Origin of the sequence: Acidisoma cellulosilyticum (assembly GCF_020621385.1) — a bacterium.
GTDB classification, from domain to species: domain Bacteria; phylum Pseudomonadota; class Alphaproteobacteria; order Acetobacterales; family Acetobacteraceae; genus Acidisoma; species Acidisoma cellulosilyticum.
The window spans coordinates 42812-58534 of sequence record NZ_JAESVA010000006.1 but is presented as its reverse complement, the minus strand read 5'-3'; the positions used below and the strand labels follow the sequence as shown (position 1 = coordinate 58534).

The window sequence follows — 15723 nt, the reverse complement described above, 5'->3', positions numbered from 1 at the left end:
CGCGTGATGGAGCGGCGCAAGATCCGCCATGGGTTGGAGGACGTGGCGCAGCACGCCGGTGTCGGTATCGCGACCGTCGATCGTGTGCTGAACGAGCGCGGCAGCGTCTCCCCCAAGACCGAACGGCGGGTGCTGGATGCCGCGCGGGAATTGGGGCTGCGGCGTATCCTGCCGGCGCCCCATGCGCGGGCGCTGCGCATCGAGGTGATGCTGGCACGCTCCGCGACACCCTTCATGCGGCGCCTGGGCGCGGCCATGGGGCAGGTGGCGGCGACGCTCGATCGCTCCGTCACCGTCATCCGCTCCAGCATCGACATGACGGACCCGGCGCGTGTGGCACAGAACATCACCAATTGCCGTGCCGACGGCATCATCGTCTATTGCGAGGAGCATCCTGCCAATGTCGCGGCCATCGCGGCCTCCGCAGCCGCAGGCCGGCCGGTGATCTGCGTCGTGACGGACGTGCCCGATTCTCCGCGCGCAGCCTATGTCGGGATCGATCATACCAAGGCCGGCGGCACGGCCGCGTTTTTCGTCGCGCGCATGGCAAGCCGGCCGGGGACCGCCCTGATCCTGTCCACCAGCACCGGCTTTCGCGCCCATAAGCAGCGTATCGACGGATTTCGCCTTGGATTGGCTGCGCATGCGCCGGGTATCGCAGTCGCACCGGTCATGACGACGCATGACGATCCGGAGCGAGCCTATCACCACGTCACCCAGGCGCTGCGGCAGCGCCCGGACCTTGTCGCCATCTATAATACCGGCGGCGGCAGTGCCGGCGTGGGCAATGCGCTGCGCGATGGGGGCAGGGGGGCAATCCCTATTTTCGTCGGTCATGAATTGACGGATGAAAGTGCGGTGCTGCTGCGGGACGGGCTGATGACGGTGACGATAGACCAGGCGCCGGAACTGCAGGCGCGGCGGGCGATCGACCTCATGCTCAGCCGTCTGGGCGGCGGGGCAGATCAGGCGATCGGCAGCGAAATCGCGTTTACGCTGCACACGGTCGAGAATTGCTAGCGGCTGCTCTCCGCCGTCTCGATATGCAGGTCGAGAAAACAGGGTGCCATTGCATCCGCATGGCCGCGCGCGGCCGCTGTCATGCGGTCGATCAAGGTGCTGCAGAGCGCGGGCAGGGGATGGGACAGCAAAAGGCGAATATGCCCGTCGAGCAGGCCCTGATGGGCGGCGCTGGTGCGGTCATTGCCGATGGTCACGATCGCTTTCGCGGACGGGCTTTCGCGTAGCGCGGTCAGCACGCCGCCGATGCCGCCGCCCGCGATATAGAGGCCGCGCAGGTCGGGTTCACGCTGCAGCAGATGCCGCACAAGCTCGGCCGCGACGTTTGCATCCTCCAGCGTCGCCCCCGGTTCGATGACCTCGAATTGCGGTGCATGTTCCCGGAAATAGGATCGGAAACCGCTTTCGTTCAGATCCTGGCAGCGGAAGCGATGGGTGCCAACGAGTACGGCGACCTTGCCCGGCTGCTGCGCCATCTGGGCGATGAACCAGCCGGCCGTGCGGCCGACCGCGTGATTGTCGAGACCGATATAGCCGACGCGGACGGAAGCGCTGATATCCGAGATCAGGGCGAAGACCGCGACACCCTGTGCCGCCAGCCCCTCCAGCGCCGCCGCGATCAGCGGGTGGTTGGCGGCGACGACGGCGATGGCATCGACCTCCGCGCCCAAGGCTTTGATCTGAGCCGCGACGGCGGTCGGCGCGAGGTTCTCGGCATGGAGGATGTGCGCCGAAATGCGGGCGCCGGTCGAGCCCTCGGCCGCCTTGAGGATGTCCAACGCCAGCGCCTGATAGAAGCTGCGATGCTTCTGCAGTAGCAGAAAACCGAAGCGGAGCGCGGGCCGTTCTACCGACCAGCGGCGGCCGATCACCGGGGCACCGCGGAAGCCGAGCGCTTCCGCCGCCTGCAAGACCTTCTCGGCGGTCGGCCGGCGCACCGGATTGCGGCCATTGATGACGCGGTCGACGGTCGAGACGCTGACACCGGCGGCCTGAGCCACATCGGTGATGCGGGCCTGCCCGTCAGATTTGCGAGTTTCTTTCATTTCCTGGCCGCTTCTCTGACGGGTTTGACAGAAAATACCGCGATTTCCTTCAGCAGCAAGCGGCCAGGCAGTACAGGCAGGTGCGGGAGGACGCAGAATGAAACAAGCCTGGAAAAACTATGCGCTGCGCGACGATAAGGCTGGGGAGGCAACACCCCATGCCGATGGCGATCTGGGCTCAGCGGTCGCTGCCGTCTGGTATGCCTGCCCGGTCAGCCGCAAGCAGTTGAAGGAGTTGATGCGCCGGTCGGACGGGCCGGCGCTGCGGTTTTTCGCGCTATGGCTGGGCCTGCTGGCATTGTCGGGGGCCGTTGCGTTTCTCAGCTGGGGCCAATGGTGGGGAATACTGTCCTTCTTCGTCTATGGCACGCTGTATGCGGTGGCCGATCATCGGCACCATGAACTGTCCCACGGCACCGGATTCCGAACGCGCTGGCTGAACGAGATGCTTTATCACCTCTGCGCTTTCATGACCCTGCGGGAGGGATTCTATTACCGCTGGAGCCATAGCCGCCACCACACGCATACGCTGCTGGTGGGCCGCGACCCGGAAATTGCGGCACCGCGCCCGCCCAATGTGCTGGCGCAGTTCCTGGACTTCTTTTTCATTCATGACGGCTATGTGCAGGCTGGGCGTTTGTTGAGAAATGCCACAGGCGATCTGACCGAAGACGGCAAGCATTTCGTGCCGGAGGGGCAGCGCCGGTCCGTGATCTGGGCGGCCCGCCTTTATATCGCGATCATTCTCGCCGTCATCGCCGTCTGTGTCGCGACGCATAGCATTCTGCCCGCCATGTTTCTGGTCCTGCCCCGTTTCTATGGCGGCTTCTTCTGCCAGGTTTTCAATCTGACCCAGCATGCGGGTCTTGACGAGGATGTCTTCGATCACCGGTTGAATACGCGCACCGTGGTCATGAACCCTGTCTTCCGCTTCCTGTACGCGAATATGAATTACCATATCGAGCATCATATGTTCCCGATGGTGCCGTTCTACCGCCTGGCCGCGCTGCATGCGCTGATCAAGCAGGATTGTCCGCCGCCTTATCGGGGTGTTTGGGCTGCCTGGTCGGAGCTGCTGCCGGCTTTGATCCGTCAAAGGCAGGAGCCCGCCTTCTTTGTCCAACGGCAGCTGCCGTCGCATACCTTGCCGATGATGCAGGCGGCGGAATAGAGAGACTGCAAGGCGCAGAGGCGGGTGCGCCTCCGCTGTCCATCTCGCCGGGCCAGGTTCGATCCGAGCTTGGCCTGGGCCAGGATAGGCAGCCCGGATAGGTGAATGCCTAGAGGCGAGGCTTATCCCTCAACAGGGGTAAGTCTCCTGTCCGATTTCCTGAAAGACCTGGCTTGTGTCTCGTCAAAGGACCTGATCTTTTCGCCAGGACCTCATCTGCGCCGGAAGGAGTTCCAGGTTTTCATCAAGCTAAACTCTTCCTGATTAATAAGCCGCCCTGATGGAGCAGACTGCCGATAAACTTCTCTTGGAGGCAGGTCGCAAGAGGGATGAGCGAAAACCCTGTACTCATGGATTACCCCTTTTGGCAAAATACGCCTGCAACGCTCAAAGGAAGTCGAGGGCTGACTAAGCCCTCTGATTATTATCCCCCGGATAGAATGAGGCAGAGTTTGTAAGAGAGAGGCGAGACCTCACTACTTCCTGCCAGGGCCAGGCCGTTTTGAGCCGATATTATCGGATCATTCCCCTCAAAAAAAGCAAGCGCTAGTCGCGAAACCCCCTGATGGCCGCGACATCAACGATCGCCGAAAACAACAAATCAATTTTGTTTTACATTCGAACGATACTTATCAATCGTTCGGAATCTACGCCAGGAGGGGTACATATAATTAGGAGAAACTCTAATCAAATCGACTGAAATTTCTTCCTTTGGTACTTCGCACTAAAGTCCAGGCAGTAATCAGGATCAATCCAACTTAAATGAAGATAACAAGAATCCTTCGCTCGCGAAGGGCTTGCTCCGATTAGTCTAGTGCAATTTTTATAATCATTCCGGATGCCGGTGTTTCCGCGTTCGCGACTGGTGGTCAGACAATTGCCGCCAGGATCAGGATAAAAACCATGGCCTTTGCAGCCGAGCGTTTTGAATTATTGATCATCGGCGGCGGCCCCGGCGGCATAGCGACTCTTCTTGCGGCGCACAAACTAGATCAATTGGACAGTCTCCTGTCGATGGGCCTTGCCGTCGTGGAGAGTTCGGATGGTCTGGGCAAGGGCTCGATCGGCAATTACGCCATCAATTCCGATAGCGGTGGTGGCACCTTTGTCGATTGCCTCGACGCGGCACATCCGACCGAGCTTACACGCCTGCAGACGCATGAGCTGACCAAGCGACTGGCTGCCGCCGAAGACAAATCAGTCCCGCTGCGCGATGCCGGTCGGTTCCTAAGCCTGGTCGGCCAGGCAATCGAAAGGATGATCGCCTCCTATCCGGCCAGCGCTGTTTTCACCCGGCACAAAGCGCAATCCGCCCGGCGATGCGAGGATGGTTGGAGCGTCGAGATCAGCGATCTGACGAGTGGCAAAACGCGAAAGATCATCGCCCGCCAATTGATCATTGCATCAGGGGCCAATCAACCGATGCAGCGCATGGCGGCGGAGCAATTCGGTGGCCAGAGCCTGACAGCACGTTGCGGTACGCGCCTCATGCAATCGGGCGAAGTGCTCACCACCGATGGATTGCAGCGCATAAGCAAAAATCTGGGCAAGAAGGCCAAACCGCTTGTTGCGATCCTTGGTGGTTCCACGAGCGCCGCGGCGGTGGCTCATGCTTTGCTGCATCGCCTGACGGGCGTCGCCTTCGGCGAGGCCGGAATTACCCTCATGCACCGCCGTCCCTTGCGGATTTACTATCCCGACCGGCAGCAAGCCCTGGCGGAGGGCTACACCGAATGGACCGAGGATGATGTCTGCCAGATCAGCGGACGCGTGTTTCGTTTCGCCGGATTTAGGCTCGACTCCCGCGAACTCGTCATGCAGGCGCGCGGCATCGGCGGCCGGCCGGCCGAGGCACGGCTGCGTTTGCACCAGCTTGGCGCCGATGATGGCGAGGCCGCTCGCATCCTGGACCAAGCCGATATCGTGGTCGCCGCTATGGGATACCGGCCGCGCGGCTTGCCGCTTTTCGATCGGCTAGGCGTGCCGATCACGCTTTTGTCTCAGCTTGGTCCGCAGCGGCCGATGGTGGATAGCGACTGTCGCGTCCTCGATGCCAAGGGCCAAGCTTTGCCGGACGTCTTCGGCATCGGACTCGCGGCCGGTTTCGTGCCGCGTGGCCGCCTGGGCGGCGAGGCGAGCTTTCGCGGGCAGGCCAATGGTCTTTGGCTTTGGCAGCACGATGTCGGTGCCCTGATCGTCAACGCGGTTCTGGCAAAGGCCCATTCCGCACCGACGAGGAATGATTTCTTGCCCGCCGCCGTCACGTCGCAGCGCGAGACCTATCGATCAACCTCTATCGTCCAAGGCTAGCCATGTCAGTCGCATTCATTCGCCCGAACCCGCCAAGGTTGAGTGAACTCGGTGCCGAACTGCGTGCTATCGAAGACAGCCGCATGTTCAGTAATTTCGGCCCGGTCAATACGCGCTTCGAACAGGACATGGTCGCGCGGATGTTTGCCGGCAGCGGCCAATGCATGACGGTGTGCAACGCGACCATCGGCCTGATGCTGGCCATGCAGCAGGCGATCGGCGGCCGTCCGACGAAACCACGCTATGCCCTCATGCCGTCTTTCACCTTTGCCGCGGCCGCGCAGGCCGCAATGTGGTGCGGCCTGACGCCCTTGTTCTGCGATATCGATCCCGCAACCTGGGCCGCGTCGCCGCAAGACGAGGAGCGGCTTCTGGCGCTCTATGGGGATGAGATCGCGGTTGTGGTGCCATACGCGACCTTCGGCTTCGATATCGACCTCGATCGCTACGAGCGTTTGGCGGCACAGTATAAGGTTCCGGTCGTCGTCGACGCCGCCGCGTCCCTTGGCACCGTCTCTGTCGATGGGCGCGGTTTCGGTAGCGGCTTCAGCGGCACGGTCGTCTTTTCCATGCATGCGACGAAGGCTTTCTCAACCGGCGAGGCAGGGATCGTCTATAGCGCCGACGAGGAACGCATCCACGACCTCCGTCAGATGTGCAATTTCGGCTTCGGCGAGGCGCGTTCCGCGACAATGCTGGGTTTGAACGGCAAGCTCAGCGAGATTGGCGCCTTGCTGTGCCAGCAGCAGCTGAACGGATTCGAGGGCGCCATGGCGCGTCGTTCCGAGATTATGGCGCGCTATCGGCAGGCGCTGCCGGACTTCACCTTTCAGCCGAGGCGGATCGGGGCGCAGGCGCATCAATTCGGCGTCGGCCTGCTGCCCAAAGGCTATGGCCCTTACCGGCGTGAATTTCAGGCGGCGCTGACGGCCGCGGGTATCGGCAATGCCGCCTATTTCAGCCCGCATCTGGCGCAGCAGCGTCATTTCGCGGAACATGCGGTTTTCGGCGCGCTGCCGGTGACCAATGACGTCGCAAGCCGTGTCATTAGTCTTCCCATGTTCGATACTATGACCGAGGCAGAACTCGACGAAGTCGTCACTGTCGTGCAGGACAAGTTCTCGATCCTTGCCGAGTCGCACCTCGCGGCCGTGCATTGGCCTTGGGGATCGATGGCAGCCGATTGACCGGTTAATCGACAAAAGGCGGCGAGGCAAACACCCAGCCGCCGTTTTACCGTCAGACTTTGAGCACTTTTTCCGGTGCCATTTGACCGCGCAGGAGATGCCACAGCGCGATGACATTGCCGCGCAAACGGCCGCGGCGATCGACATAACTCTCAGGCCAAAACGCGCGCAGGACATTCTTGGCCATATTGCGAAAGATCAGCGTCAAAGCGACATGCCAGGGATAGCCCAGGCCTTTGCCAGCGAGATAAAGCGGATTGGCGATTTGCGAATAGCCGAGTTTCACCCCCGGGCTGCGCCCGCGCTTGGAACCGAGATGAACGCCCTGTGCGCCTTCCAGTTGGACGATATTGCCGAAGGCAGAGAGGCGGCGGGAGACGTCGACGTCTTCCTGCCAGCAATAGAGTTGCAGCCGCTCGTCGAACCGGATGCCATGGGTCTGCAGGGGTTTGATGCGGATTGCCATATTGCAGCCATAGCCTGAGAACATCGGCCTGGTTCCTGCGGCCAAACCTTGGCTGGTCTTCAGGATAAGATGGGCATCGGCGGCCGTCAGGCCGGGACCGTTAATCCCATCGGCCAGAACCAATCCACTCGCGACCATCGTTGCCGGATGGCCCATCATATGGGTCTCGATCGCCGCGAGATAGGCGGGATCGGCAAAGAAGTCATCATCGAAGAACATCACGAGGTCCGCATCGGCGGCAGCGTCAAGGATCATATTGCGCTGACGGCAGAGGCCCGGCGGGGAGAGCAGCGTTTCGACCTTCGGGAATTGCGTGATGACGCCGGCAATATCCGAAGGCTCGCTGCCGCAGACAATAATCCTATCCGGCAGGCGCGTCTGCTGTTCAAGCTGCGCCAGCATCTCCAGCAATATCGATGCCCTGCCGCGTGTGGCAATGCCTACGACCAACCGGTAACGAGAGTCCAACATGATCTGTCTTGCCCTTGCGCTAGAGCGCTTCCTGCTCGCTTACGCTCACAGATAGCGCTCTAGATAGTTGTTTTTGCGAGCATCTTCACACAGTCAGATAATTCCATCTGACTGTGATCTGCTCTAGCGGACGGTGTGAAGGTTCGGCAAAGGTCCATCGCCATCCGGGAGCATTGCGATCTTGGTGACTTTCTTGGCTTGAGGGCCGATCAGCCCTGACAGCCTGCCGCGAAAGGTCAGCCAGTAATAGCCGGCCTCGAAGAACCTGAGGCGCAGCAGACTGAGCAAGGTGCCGCCGAACGGGCGGATCAGGAAATTGATCCAGATGCTCATCGGTACGCGATGCTTGCGCAGCACATAGCCGAGGCCGGCACCATAGACGAAGGCCCGTTGGACCGCGACCGGCGTCAATCGCTTATCCGGATGAATGGCCTGGAGCGCCGGATCATAGAAGGCCAGGGCGCCGATACGCCTGGCCAGAAGAATGAGGTCCTGCGCATCGCCCGAGGCAAAGGGCGTGCCGAGACCCATGCCCTTATCGAAGCCGCCGATCTCCTCATAAACCGTACGACGGATGAAGAGATTGAACTCGATAGCGCTGGTCCAGACGGTCTTAAGGGAAATCGGGCCGGCTTGCTTATGCCAGCGGCCGGAGCCGAGCTTGCCGTCCGGCGTGACAGCGATACCGCTCAGAATATCGATCCCGACCGAGCCGGCAGTATTGAACATCTCATCGACCTGGCAGAGCAGATCAGGAGGGTAAAGGCAGTCATCATCCGGAAAGGCGAGGATCTCACCTTGGGCCTGGGCCGTTCCGACATTGCGGCTGTGATTGATCTGGCGGGGTAGAGAGCGGATGACCTGGAGCGGAAACCGGCCCGCGAAGGCTGCGATGATCCTGGCCAGACGGTCATCGGCATTTTGCTGGACGATAATCAGTTCGAAGTCCTGGAAACTTTGCGCGGCAAGCGATTCCATGAATTCAGCGACTTCGGTCGTTCTGCCACCCGTCACCATGATAAGGGAGAAACGCATTGCTATCCTGTGCTCGCGAAGTCCTGGGCTATCGTGGCTTAGTATCATGCCGTCCGGCCGGGGTAGATAAGGACTGCGACTAGGGTGAAGACAAAACAGCTAAGTCATTTGGCTAGGTAGTTCCCAATCCTCGCCGCAAATTCGCCTGTCTACTGAGCAAACTTGTTAGCGCCGCCAGCCTGCCCGACTAGATAGTTTGCCCGGGTCTTCGGCCATCGGCTGTCGAACAGACAGCGCGCTCGTGCTAGCTGAGCTGTCTTAACAACGGCAGCTCGTGACGGCGGCGCGCGTCGAAGATGATTGAAGTCTCGATCCGCGCGACGCCCGGCCGATTGGTGAAATTGTCGAGCGCGAGATCCTTCAGATGCTGGGTATCGCGCACCACCACATGGACGATAAGGTCGTGACGGCCGGTGACGAGGAACGCGAAACGAACCTCTGGCACCTGCACAACCTCATCCAGGAAGGTGTCGACCGTCGAACGGCGATGCTTCGACAATTCGATCATCAGCAGCGCCTCAAGGCCGATACCGAGCGCCTTCGGATCGACCTCGACATGCGCACCGCGCAGGATGTCGGCATCGCGCAGTCGCCGGATACGCTCATGGGTCGAAGAGGGCGCCAAGCCGACCTCGGCGGCGATCTCCTTGACGGAGAGCCGAGCATTATTCTGCAAAAGGCCCAGAATGGCGGCGTCCGTTCGGTCAAGGCCGAAAGGAGACTGATTATCCTGTAATCCATTCGTTCGATCAGCACTCATGCCGATGATAATATCGTCTCTCCCGATAAATGCCAGATGGCGTTCGGCACCAGGAGGTTATTAAGGTCGATATGAGCGATAGTCTTATGTTCCTCGGCACGCTGATCGTCGCCTACACGATACCCGGCCCTGACATGATCTTCCTTCTGCAGACCGGCGCGGCGCAAGGCCGCAGGCAGGCGCTGGCAGCGACCGTCGGGCTCGGCGGGGCGAGGGCCTGTCACGTCGTCTTCGCGGCCGTCGGCTTGGCGGCCTTGTTCCGCACAACGCCCTGGCTGTTCGCAACCATTCGTTTTGTCGGGGCCGCTTACCTGATCTGGCTTGGAATCGACATATTGCGCGCGCGGTCGCTGGTGCCGGAGCGCGACCCTGCCGCGCCTATCGGTGGCCGCCGCAATACGCGCGTGGTGACCCGTGGCTTTCTCACCAACCTGCTCAATCCGAAGCCACTCATATTCTGCTCGGTATTGCTGCCGCAGTTCGTCCAACCCGGTGCCGGGCCGATTTTGGCGCAGTTCGCCTTGCTCGGGGCGATACTCGTCTTCGTCGGCTTCCTGTTCGATGCGACCTTTGCGCTATGGGGCGCAGCGCTCGGCGGTTGGCTGGCGCGGCGTCCTGCCGTGCAGGCCGGCCAGCGCTATGGCTTCGCCAGTGTGCTGATCGGCTTCGGCGCTGAGTTGATGGTGATGCGCGCCCCCCATTGATTTTCGAGCGCCTTGGGCGGTTCGGTACCGGACAAAAGAAAGATGGACGGCCGTTCGTCAGATCGCCCCGAGGCTATCCACTTCCCTGAACAGCCAGGGCGTGCGGTCGAGACTGGCGGGGAGGCCGCCGCTTTGCATGGCTTCGCTGAGAATGCGCTCGCGCTCGATCGCCCCGACATCGGGCTCGCCAATGGCCTGGATAAAGCTTTCCTCATCACCGTCGAGCACGATCGCGGTGAGGAATCCGGAGCGATAGGCACCGGTATCGGCAGAGATACGATTGCCCGCGAAGATCGGGCGATCACCAATGATCGTATGGCCGTGGACGACACGCCGAGGCAGCGACCCCGGATAGTCAAGAAACTCCGCTCTGATCCAAAGCAGATCCTCCTCGTCCTGATCCGCGAGCGCGACATTCGGCCGGATGCCCGCATGGACGAAGAAGTATTTGCCGTCGTCGTGCGTCAGCGGCAGGGCAGAGATAAAGTCCACATGGCGGCCAAGCCGGTCGTTCAACACCGCCCTGTTCGGCAGGCTGCTATAACTCTCAAGCGTGTGGTTAAAGAGGAACCAGGCCCAGTCGGGGACTTCGGATCCTGTGGTGACGCTGCGCACGAAGAGGTCGTCGTGATTGCCGCGTAGGCAGACGAAGGCATCACCGTCGCGCTCAGGGCCCGCGATCAGCCGTTCGATGACGCCGCACGAATCGCGACCCCGATCCACGTAATCGCCTGTGAAGACAATCTTGGCGCGCGCATCGCGGGCGACGGCATCCGCCGTAATCAGGTCCAGCAGGATGAGCAGAAGATCCAGCCTGCCGTGGATATCCGCCACGGCATAGGTCACCACACGATTTGAAGCTAAGTCTGCCAATGCCATCTGCGCCTTCAGTTTCAGCCTAGATGGCAGATCACGCCGCGCCGGTCACGCGGCACAGCAATGGCTCGGGGTCAAAATATATGCGTTACAGCTTTGCATATTTGCGACAGCGCTTAACCGGTGGAGCACTCCCTTGGTCAGGGAGTGCTCCAGGTCGAACAGCACCCGTGGTGATCTGGGGGCTGATGTTCATGATGGATAGGGAGTTTTCCTTATTCCGATAAAATAAAGCCAGCGGCCTGTTCACCAATAACGACGCAAGGTGCCATCGTATTGCCGACCGTCACCTGCGGGAGCACCGAGGCGTCCGCAATGCGAAGTCCTTCGATACCATGAACCCGCAATGATCCGTCCACAACCGATGCCTCATCCGTGCCGACCGCCGCGGTGCCGCACTGATGCCAGAAGGTGACGAGACTATCGCGGAAGAACTGATCCTGTCCGGCTCGCGTATTCTCGACCGTCATCGCCTCTCCAACCGTGAAGCGCTTCAAGGCGGATCCATGACCGATCTGGCGCGCAATCTCCAGTCCTGACCGTAGATCGTCCAGATCCTTGGGATCACGAAGATAGCCTGAATCGATGCCGACAGGCGCGCTTTCATCAGCCGCGCGAAGATAAACCCGCCCCCGGCTCCGCGGCCGCATGCCCACGAACATCGACCAGGTATTTTCGGGGAGATTGGTCGTCTTTAGAATTTCGGGGGAGGCGAAGGCGCCTTGGATGGCATAGGTATACATGTTCGGCGCGTCCAGATTGGCATCTGTCCGCCAGAAGCAGGCGGACTCGCTCCTTGGCACGAAGGGCATGGCTTCCTGCGTCTTTTCCCAGATGAAGCCGAAAGCCACATGGTCGTGAAGGTTCTCGCCCACGGCGGGTAGCGCTTGCACCACATCGATACCCAGCTTTCGCAGAGCCTGAGGATCGCCGATGCCGGACTGCAACAGAATCCGCGGCGTATTGATTGCCCCGGCGGACAGCACAATCTCCCTTCGCGCTTTGACGGCGATGACCTGGCCATTGCTTTCCAGCAAGACGCCGACGGCGCGGTTCTTTTCGAAAAGGATTTTGAGCAATTTCGTGTCGGTCAAGACGCGCAGATTGTCGCTTGATACGAGCGGAGCAACATAGGACTGAAAGATCGATTTGCGTTTGCCATCCTGCACGATCTCGTCAACCAGAGCCGCACCCCCGGTTCCTTCCATCATGGCGCCGTTCGCATTCGGATAGCGCGCAAGGCCGGCATCGCTGGCAGATGACAGCAGGGATTCCGTAAACGCGGAAGGTGAGGGGGCTTGCTGCACATGGACGGCGCCGCCGACGCCCCGGTAGCGCGGATCAGGCTGGCCCTGCCAATCTTCGATCTTGGTGCGGTAGAGTTCGAGAACAGCCTCATAGGACCAACGCTTGTCTTGGGCGGCCGCGCTGAAGCCGTCCCAATCCGAGCGATGGCCGCGTGACCATGTCGATACATTGATGCTCGATCCGCCACCCAGCACTTTGCCCATCGAATAGGGGATGGAGCGTCCGTTCAGATCGGAGCTTGCGTCGGTCATGAATCCCCAGTCGAGGGATGTGCCGAGTGTCATCGGCCAGGCATTCGGGTCGGAGATCAGCGGGGATTGATCCGAGCCGCCGGCCTCGATCAGCAGAACGCGGCCGGTATGGCTCGCGGCAAGACGGCCAGCAACGACGCTGCCCGATGTCCCGGCGCCACAGACGATGTAATCGTAATCCATAATGTCAGTTCCAAATCATCAGCCGGTTGCGTTGGCGCTGACCGCGCCAACGCCTCTCGATAGAAAGTCACCAAGCCTGCATCAGCGTGATACCGAACCGGGGGGCGGCAGACTTCATCCGCGCGATATCCTCGGGAGTGGGAGGAGCGACCGCCGCGCCGTCGGCCCGTTCATGTCCGCCTTCCGCAACGAAGCCCTCGAAGCCACTCGGCGTGCAGAGCAGGATGTAATGCATGGGCGCGCCGCTGACATTCATGAGCTGATGGGGGATGCCTCGCTTCAGAAAAAGCGTTTCACCCGCACGAACGACCTTGGTCTGTCCCCCGACGATCGCCTGCATCTCTCCCACCATCATATAGATGGTTTCATCATCGTCGGCGTGGACGTGAATGGGGGTGCGCGACGCGCCGTCACTCCGGTTTTCAAACAGGCAAAACTGTCCATCCGTTTCTGCGCCGGACAGCAGTCGCTTCATGACGACGCCTGCCAGCAGGAATTCCTTGGCCATGAGATTATCCTTCAGTGGGATTGGGCTTGGCGATCCAAGGCAGAGAGGCCAGGGATCGTAACGATGGTCCTCGCAGACAATAAACTGTCTGACCGGAACAACACTTGTCCGGACGGCGCAGACATTTGTCTCTGCGGATCATTGTTGCGAGGTGACGATGCTGGGCCGATTATTGTCGCCATTGGCGCGCAGTATTGCGCGAACGTCGAGCGGCGCCTGTCAGGCGACCGCGCCACGTCGATCGGCAAAGCAGAGATCAGGAAATCGAGACGACCACTTTACCCGCCGTCGTGCCTGCCGCAACGGCGTCGTGGGCATCGGCCGCCGTTTCAAGGTCAAACAGCCTCGGATCGAGGCGCGGGCTCAATCTTCCTGCATCGGCCAAACGGCTCGCTTCGCGGAGGATGGCGCCATGACGCTCGCGCCCTTCGCCGGTCAATAAAGGCAGGAGGGTGAAGACGCCGGAATAGGTCGCGCTTTTGAAGGAGAGCGGCGCCAGGGCATGCTGACCCCAGCCGAGTGCGCTGACAACATGGCCGAAGCGTTTAACGGACTGGAACGAGGCGTCGAGCACAGCGCCGCCGACGGTATCGAAGACGACATCGAAGCCGCGTCCCCCGGTATGCTCCTGAAGAATTTCGCCAATCTCGGTCTTGCTCGTATCGATCGGCAAGGCACCGAGCGATTCGATATAAGCGCCATGGCTGCCGCGATGCGTCGCATAGACGCGTGCGCCCAAAGCCAGCGCGATCTGCACAGCCACATGGCCGACCCCGCCGCCGCCGGCCTGGACGAGAACGGTCTGGCCGGCCGCCAAATGCGCGCGGTCCACCAGCCCTTCCCAGGCGGTGATCACGATGAGCGGCAGGGCTGCCGCTGCTCGCATGGAAAGACCGGCGGGCTTCGGCGCGAGAAGCCGCGCATCGACCGCCGCATGGGTCGCGAGCGACCCTGGCACACCGCCCACACCGCCCGTCATGCCGTAGACAGCATCACCGGGCTGAAAACCCTCGACATCAGGTCCGAGGGCTTCGACCGTTCCGGCCAGGTCGATGCCAAGAATCCCGGGGAGAGGGTGGCGCGCATGCCCTGCCGCCCCGGCGCGGATCTTGGTGTCGAGCGGGTTGACCCCGCTCGCTTCGATCCGCACCAGCACCTGGCCCGGCCCAGGCACCGGCTTCGGCAGGTCCGTGAGGCGGAAGGGCGCGTTCGGCGCGTCCAGCATCAGGGCTTTCATCTTGTCTTGGTCCGTCATGCGGTCCTCCTTACTTCAGCGTACAGGTGCAAGTGCAGGTGCAGGCGCTGCTGCGGGCAGCAAGCGCCCTTGCAGCAGCAGACGGATGGTAGCCAGAGCGATCAGGCCGATCACGACATTGGCGGCAATGAACAGCACCGGTGCAATTTGCGTGGCCGGCCCGGTCTGGCCATGGGCGATCATCCTGAGCGGGGTTGTGGTCAGCGCAGCCGCGCCGAAGGTATAGGCCCAATAGGAGGCGGTGAAGGGCTGCTTCAGCAACCAGGGCAGCAGCCGCAGCAGGATCAGCGCCTGCAGAATACCGTAGCCCATGAGCGCGTTGACCACGAGATCGGCATGGCCGCCGTTCACGGCGTAATAGGCGACGGCGCCCACGGCAGGCGGCGCCAGCTGGATGCCGAGCGTCGGCCGCAATGCGGCCGGCATTTCCGGCAGCGTATAGAAGCGGTGCAGCAGCACGGATTCGATCGCCAGCCACGCCAGCAGCGCGGCTCCGAAGGCAAACTGGCCCCATTCCGGATAGCCGAAGGCTGCGGCGGCGGCGGCACCGACGAAGCCGCCGGCGACCGTCGGCAGATAAAGAACCGGCGTCGTGGCCGCCGGGTCTCGGCCGCCCTGCCACAGAAGGCCTGTGCGCCAGACCCCGAAGCTGAGCGTAAAGAGGCCACCGGCCGCGAAGAGCACCAAGCCCAAGGGATGGCTATATGGCAAAACTGCTAATGATATCAGCATGGTGGAAACGCCACCGAGGCCGATGAAACAGCACAGAACCGGGTGGAGGGCTTCCGCCATCGCGTCCTTGCGGCGAAAGACCCATTTCAGACCATAGAGAAGGACAAGGATAGCCCAGACGATGGTGGCGGCGGCCATCAAGCCCTCGCCGATGACGGCGGGCAGGTGCCAGGCCGCGGTCGCGGCGCGCCATGCGTTGCCAAGACCCGCAAGACCCAGCACGATGCCGAAGAATGAGGCGGGGACATTGGGCAGGCGTGCGATTGCCTGCGCTTGCGGCAAGAGAGCCGGCTCCGCGGGCTTGACGAGAATAGGCAGGACGGCGGGAGTCTTTTCTACCGATGATACGCTCATGACGATGCTCCATTGGCTCCGATACCGTCCTTTTAAGCGGGCGCGCCCAATCAACCCTTGCCCGCGCGGCACGATGAGCACGCCGC

At 61.4% G+C, this 15723-nt stretch carries 14 protein-coding genes; 5 read left to right on the top strand and 9 right to left on the bottom strand.

Translation table 11 applies throughout. From position 1 onward, the window contains the following. Window positions 1-6: 6 nt before the first annotated feature. Window positions 7-1020 (top strand): LacI family DNA-binding transcriptional regulator, encoded by a 1014-nt coding sequence (locus ACELLULO517_RS17775; RefSeq protein ID WP_227308762.1) that lies wholly within the window; start codon window positions 7-9, stop codon window positions 1018-1020. On the opposite strand, the gene ACELLULO517_RS17770 is transcribed toward ACELLULO517_RS17775, so the two are convergent. Then, window positions 1017-2066 (bottom strand): LacI family DNA-binding transcriptional regulator, encoded by a 1050-nt coding sequence (locus tag ACELLULO517_RS17770; protein ID WP_227308761.1) that lies wholly within the window; start codon window positions 2064-2066, stop codon window positions 1017-1019. The genes ACELLULO517_RS17775 and ACELLULO517_RS17770 overlap by 4 nt on opposite strands. 97 nt (window positions 2067-2163) lie before the next feature. Here ACELLULO517_RS17770 and ACELLULO517_RS17765 point away from each other — a divergent pair, with 97 nt between their 5' ends. The 3 genes from ACELLULO517_RS17765 to ACELLULO517_RS17755 all read left to right on the top strand — a co-directional run bounded on the left by ACELLULO517_RS17765 (window position 2164) and on the right by ACELLULO517_RS17755 (window position 6734). Beyond that, entirely contained in the window at window positions 2164-3237 is a 1074-nt protein-coding gene (locus ACELLULO517_RS17765) for a fatty acid desaturase (protein WP_227308760.1), read from the top strand. Window positions 3238-4140: 903 nt separating this feature from the next. Next, window positions 4141-5547, top strand: coding sequence for an FAD-dependent oxidoreductase (locus tag ACELLULO517_RS17760; RefSeq protein WP_227308759.1), 1407 nt, complete (start codon window positions 4141-4143; stop codon window positions 5545-5547). Window positions 5548-5549: 2 nt separating this feature from the next. Then, window positions 5550-6734, top strand: coding sequence for a DegT/DnrJ/EryC1/StrS family aminotransferase (locus ACELLULO517_RS17755; protein ID WP_227308758.1), 1185 nt, complete (start codon window positions 5550-5552; stop codon window positions 6732-6734). A gap of 52 nt (window positions 6735-6786) precedes the next feature. On the opposite strand, the gene ACELLULO517_RS17750 is transcribed toward ACELLULO517_RS17755, so the two are convergent. The 3 genes from ACELLULO517_RS17750 to ACELLULO517_RS17740 all read right to left on the bottom strand — a co-directional run bounded on the left by ACELLULO517_RS17750 (window position 6787) and on the right by ACELLULO517_RS17740 (window position 9466). Continuing rightward, complete coding sequence (locus ACELLULO517_RS17750; protein ID WP_227308757.1) at window positions 6787-7671, bottom strand: glycosyltransferase family 2 protein; 885 nt, start codon at window positions 7669-7671, stop codon at window positions 6787-6789. 123 nt (window positions 7672-7794) lie between these two features. Further along, the gene (locus ACELLULO517_RS17745; RefSeq protein ID WP_227308756.1) at window positions 7795-8706 is read right to left on the bottom strand and encodes a glycosyltransferase family 2 protein; all 912 of its coding nucleotides are present in this window, start codon (window positions 8704-8706) and stop codon (window positions 7795-7797) included. Window positions 8707-8950: 244 nt separating this feature from the next. Further along, complete coding sequence (locus tag ACELLULO517_RS17740) at window positions 8951-9466, bottom strand: Lrp/AsnC family transcriptional regulator (protein ID WP_227308755.1); 516 nt, start codon at window positions 9464-9466, stop codon at window positions 8951-8953. Window positions 9467-9537: 71 nt separating this feature from the next. Here ACELLULO517_RS17740 and ACELLULO517_RS17735 point away from each other — a divergent pair, with 71 nt between their 5' ends. Continuing rightward, window positions 9538-10170, top strand: a complete 633-nt coding sequence (locus ACELLULO517_RS17735; RefSeq protein ID WP_227308754.1) for a LysE family translocator — start codon at window positions 9538-9540, stop codon at window positions 10168-10170. Between the two features lie 57 nt (window positions 10171-10227). Here the strand turns inward: ACELLULO517_RS17735 and ACELLULO517_RS17730 are convergent, their stop codons facing one another. The 5 genes from ACELLULO517_RS17730 to tehA form a co-directional block, all read right to left on the bottom strand. Continuing rightward, window positions 10228-11049 carry a metallophosphoesterase family protein gene (locus ACELLULO517_RS17730; protein ID WP_227308753.1) on the bottom strand — a complete coding sequence of 274 codons (822 nt, stop codon included), beginning with the start codon at window positions 11047-11049 and terminating at the stop codon, window positions 10228-10230. A 212-nt stretch (window positions 11050-11261) separates the two neighbouring features. Beyond that, window positions 11262-12788, bottom strand: a complete 1527-nt coding sequence (locus ACELLULO517_RS17725) for a GMC family oxidoreductase (protein ID WP_227308752.1) — start codon at window positions 12786-12788, stop codon at window positions 11262-11264. Window positions 12789-12855: 67 nt separating this feature from the next. After that, window positions 12856-13296: a cupin domain-containing protein gene (locus tag ACELLULO517_RS17720; RefSeq protein WP_227308751.1), complete on the bottom strand. Its 441-nt coding sequence runs from the start codon at window positions 13294-13296 to the stop codon at window positions 12856-12858. A gap of 256 nt (window positions 13297-13552) precedes the next feature. Beyond that, window positions 13553-14551, bottom strand: coding sequence for a zinc-dependent alcohol dehydrogenase family protein (locus ACELLULO517_RS17715; protein WP_227308750.1), 999 nt, complete (start codon window positions 14549-14551; stop codon window positions 13553-13555). 15 nt (window positions 14552-14566) lie between these two features. After that, entirely contained in the window at window positions 14567-15637 is a 1071-nt protein-coding gene (gene tehA, locus ACELLULO517_RS17710; protein ID WP_227308749.1) for a dicarboxylate transporter/tellurite-resistance protein TehA, read from the bottom strand. Window positions 15638-15723: the final 86 nt, after the last annotated feature.

Bases quoted from the DNA above. Each gene is read 5' to 3' on its own strand.
- ACELLULO517_RS17720 (WP_227308751.1), bottom strand. From the start codon at position 13,296: ATGGCCAAGGAATTCCTGCTGGCAGGCGTCGTCATGAAGCGACTGCTG.
- ACELLULO517_RS17735 (WP_227308754.1), top strand. From the start codon at position 9,538: ATGAGCGATAGTCTTATGTTCCTCGGCACGCTGATCGTCGCCTACACG.
- ACELLULO517_RS17715 (WP_227308750.1), bottom strand. From the start codon at position 14,551: ATGACGGACCAAGACAAGATGAAAGCCCTGATGCTGGACGCGCCGAAC.
- ACELLULO517_RS17760 (WP_227308759.1), top strand. From the start codon at position 4,141: ATGGCCTTTGCAGCCGAGCGTTTTGAATTATTGATCATCGGCGGCGGC.
- ACELLULO517_RS17750 (WP_227308757.1), bottom strand. From the start codon at position 7,671: ATGTTGGACTCTCGTTACCGGTTGGTCGTAGGCATTGCCACACGCGGC.
- ACELLULO517_RS17765 (WP_227308760.1), top strand. From the start codon at position 2,164: ATGAAACAAGCCTGGAAAAACTATGCGCTGCGCGACGATAAGGCTGGG.
- ACELLULO517_RS17740 (WP_227308755.1), bottom strand. From the start codon at position 9,466: ATGAGTGCTGATCGAACGAATGGATTACAGGATAATCAGTCTCCTTTC.
- ACELLULO517_RS17775 (WP_227308762.1), top strand. From the start codon at position 7: ATGGAGCGGCGCAAGATCCGCCATGGGTTGGAGGACGTGGCGCAGCAC.
- ACELLULO517_RS17730 (WP_227308753.1), bottom strand. From the start codon at position 11,049: ATGGCATTGGCAGACTTAGCTTCAAATCGTGTGGTGACCTATGCCGTG.
- tehA (WP_227308749.1), bottom strand. From the start codon at position 15,637: ATGAGCGTATCATCGGTAGAAAAGACTCCCGCCGTCCTGCCTATTCTC.
- ACELLULO517_RS17725 (WP_227308752.1), bottom strand. From the start codon at position 12,788: ATGGATTACGATTACATCGTCTGTGGCGCCGGGACATCGGGCAGCGTC.
- ACELLULO517_RS17755 (WP_227308758.1), top strand. From the start codon at position 5,550: ATGTCAGTCGCATTCATTCGCCCGAACCCGCCAAGGTTGAGTGAACTC.
- ACELLULO517_RS17770 (WP_227308761.1), bottom strand. From the start codon at position 2,066: ATGAAAGAAACTCGCAAATCTGACGGGCAGGCCCGCATCACCGATGTG.
- ACELLULO517_RS17745 (WP_227308756.1), bottom strand. From the start codon at position 8,706: ATGCGTTTCTCCCTTATCATGGTGACGGGTGGCAGAACGACCGAAGTC.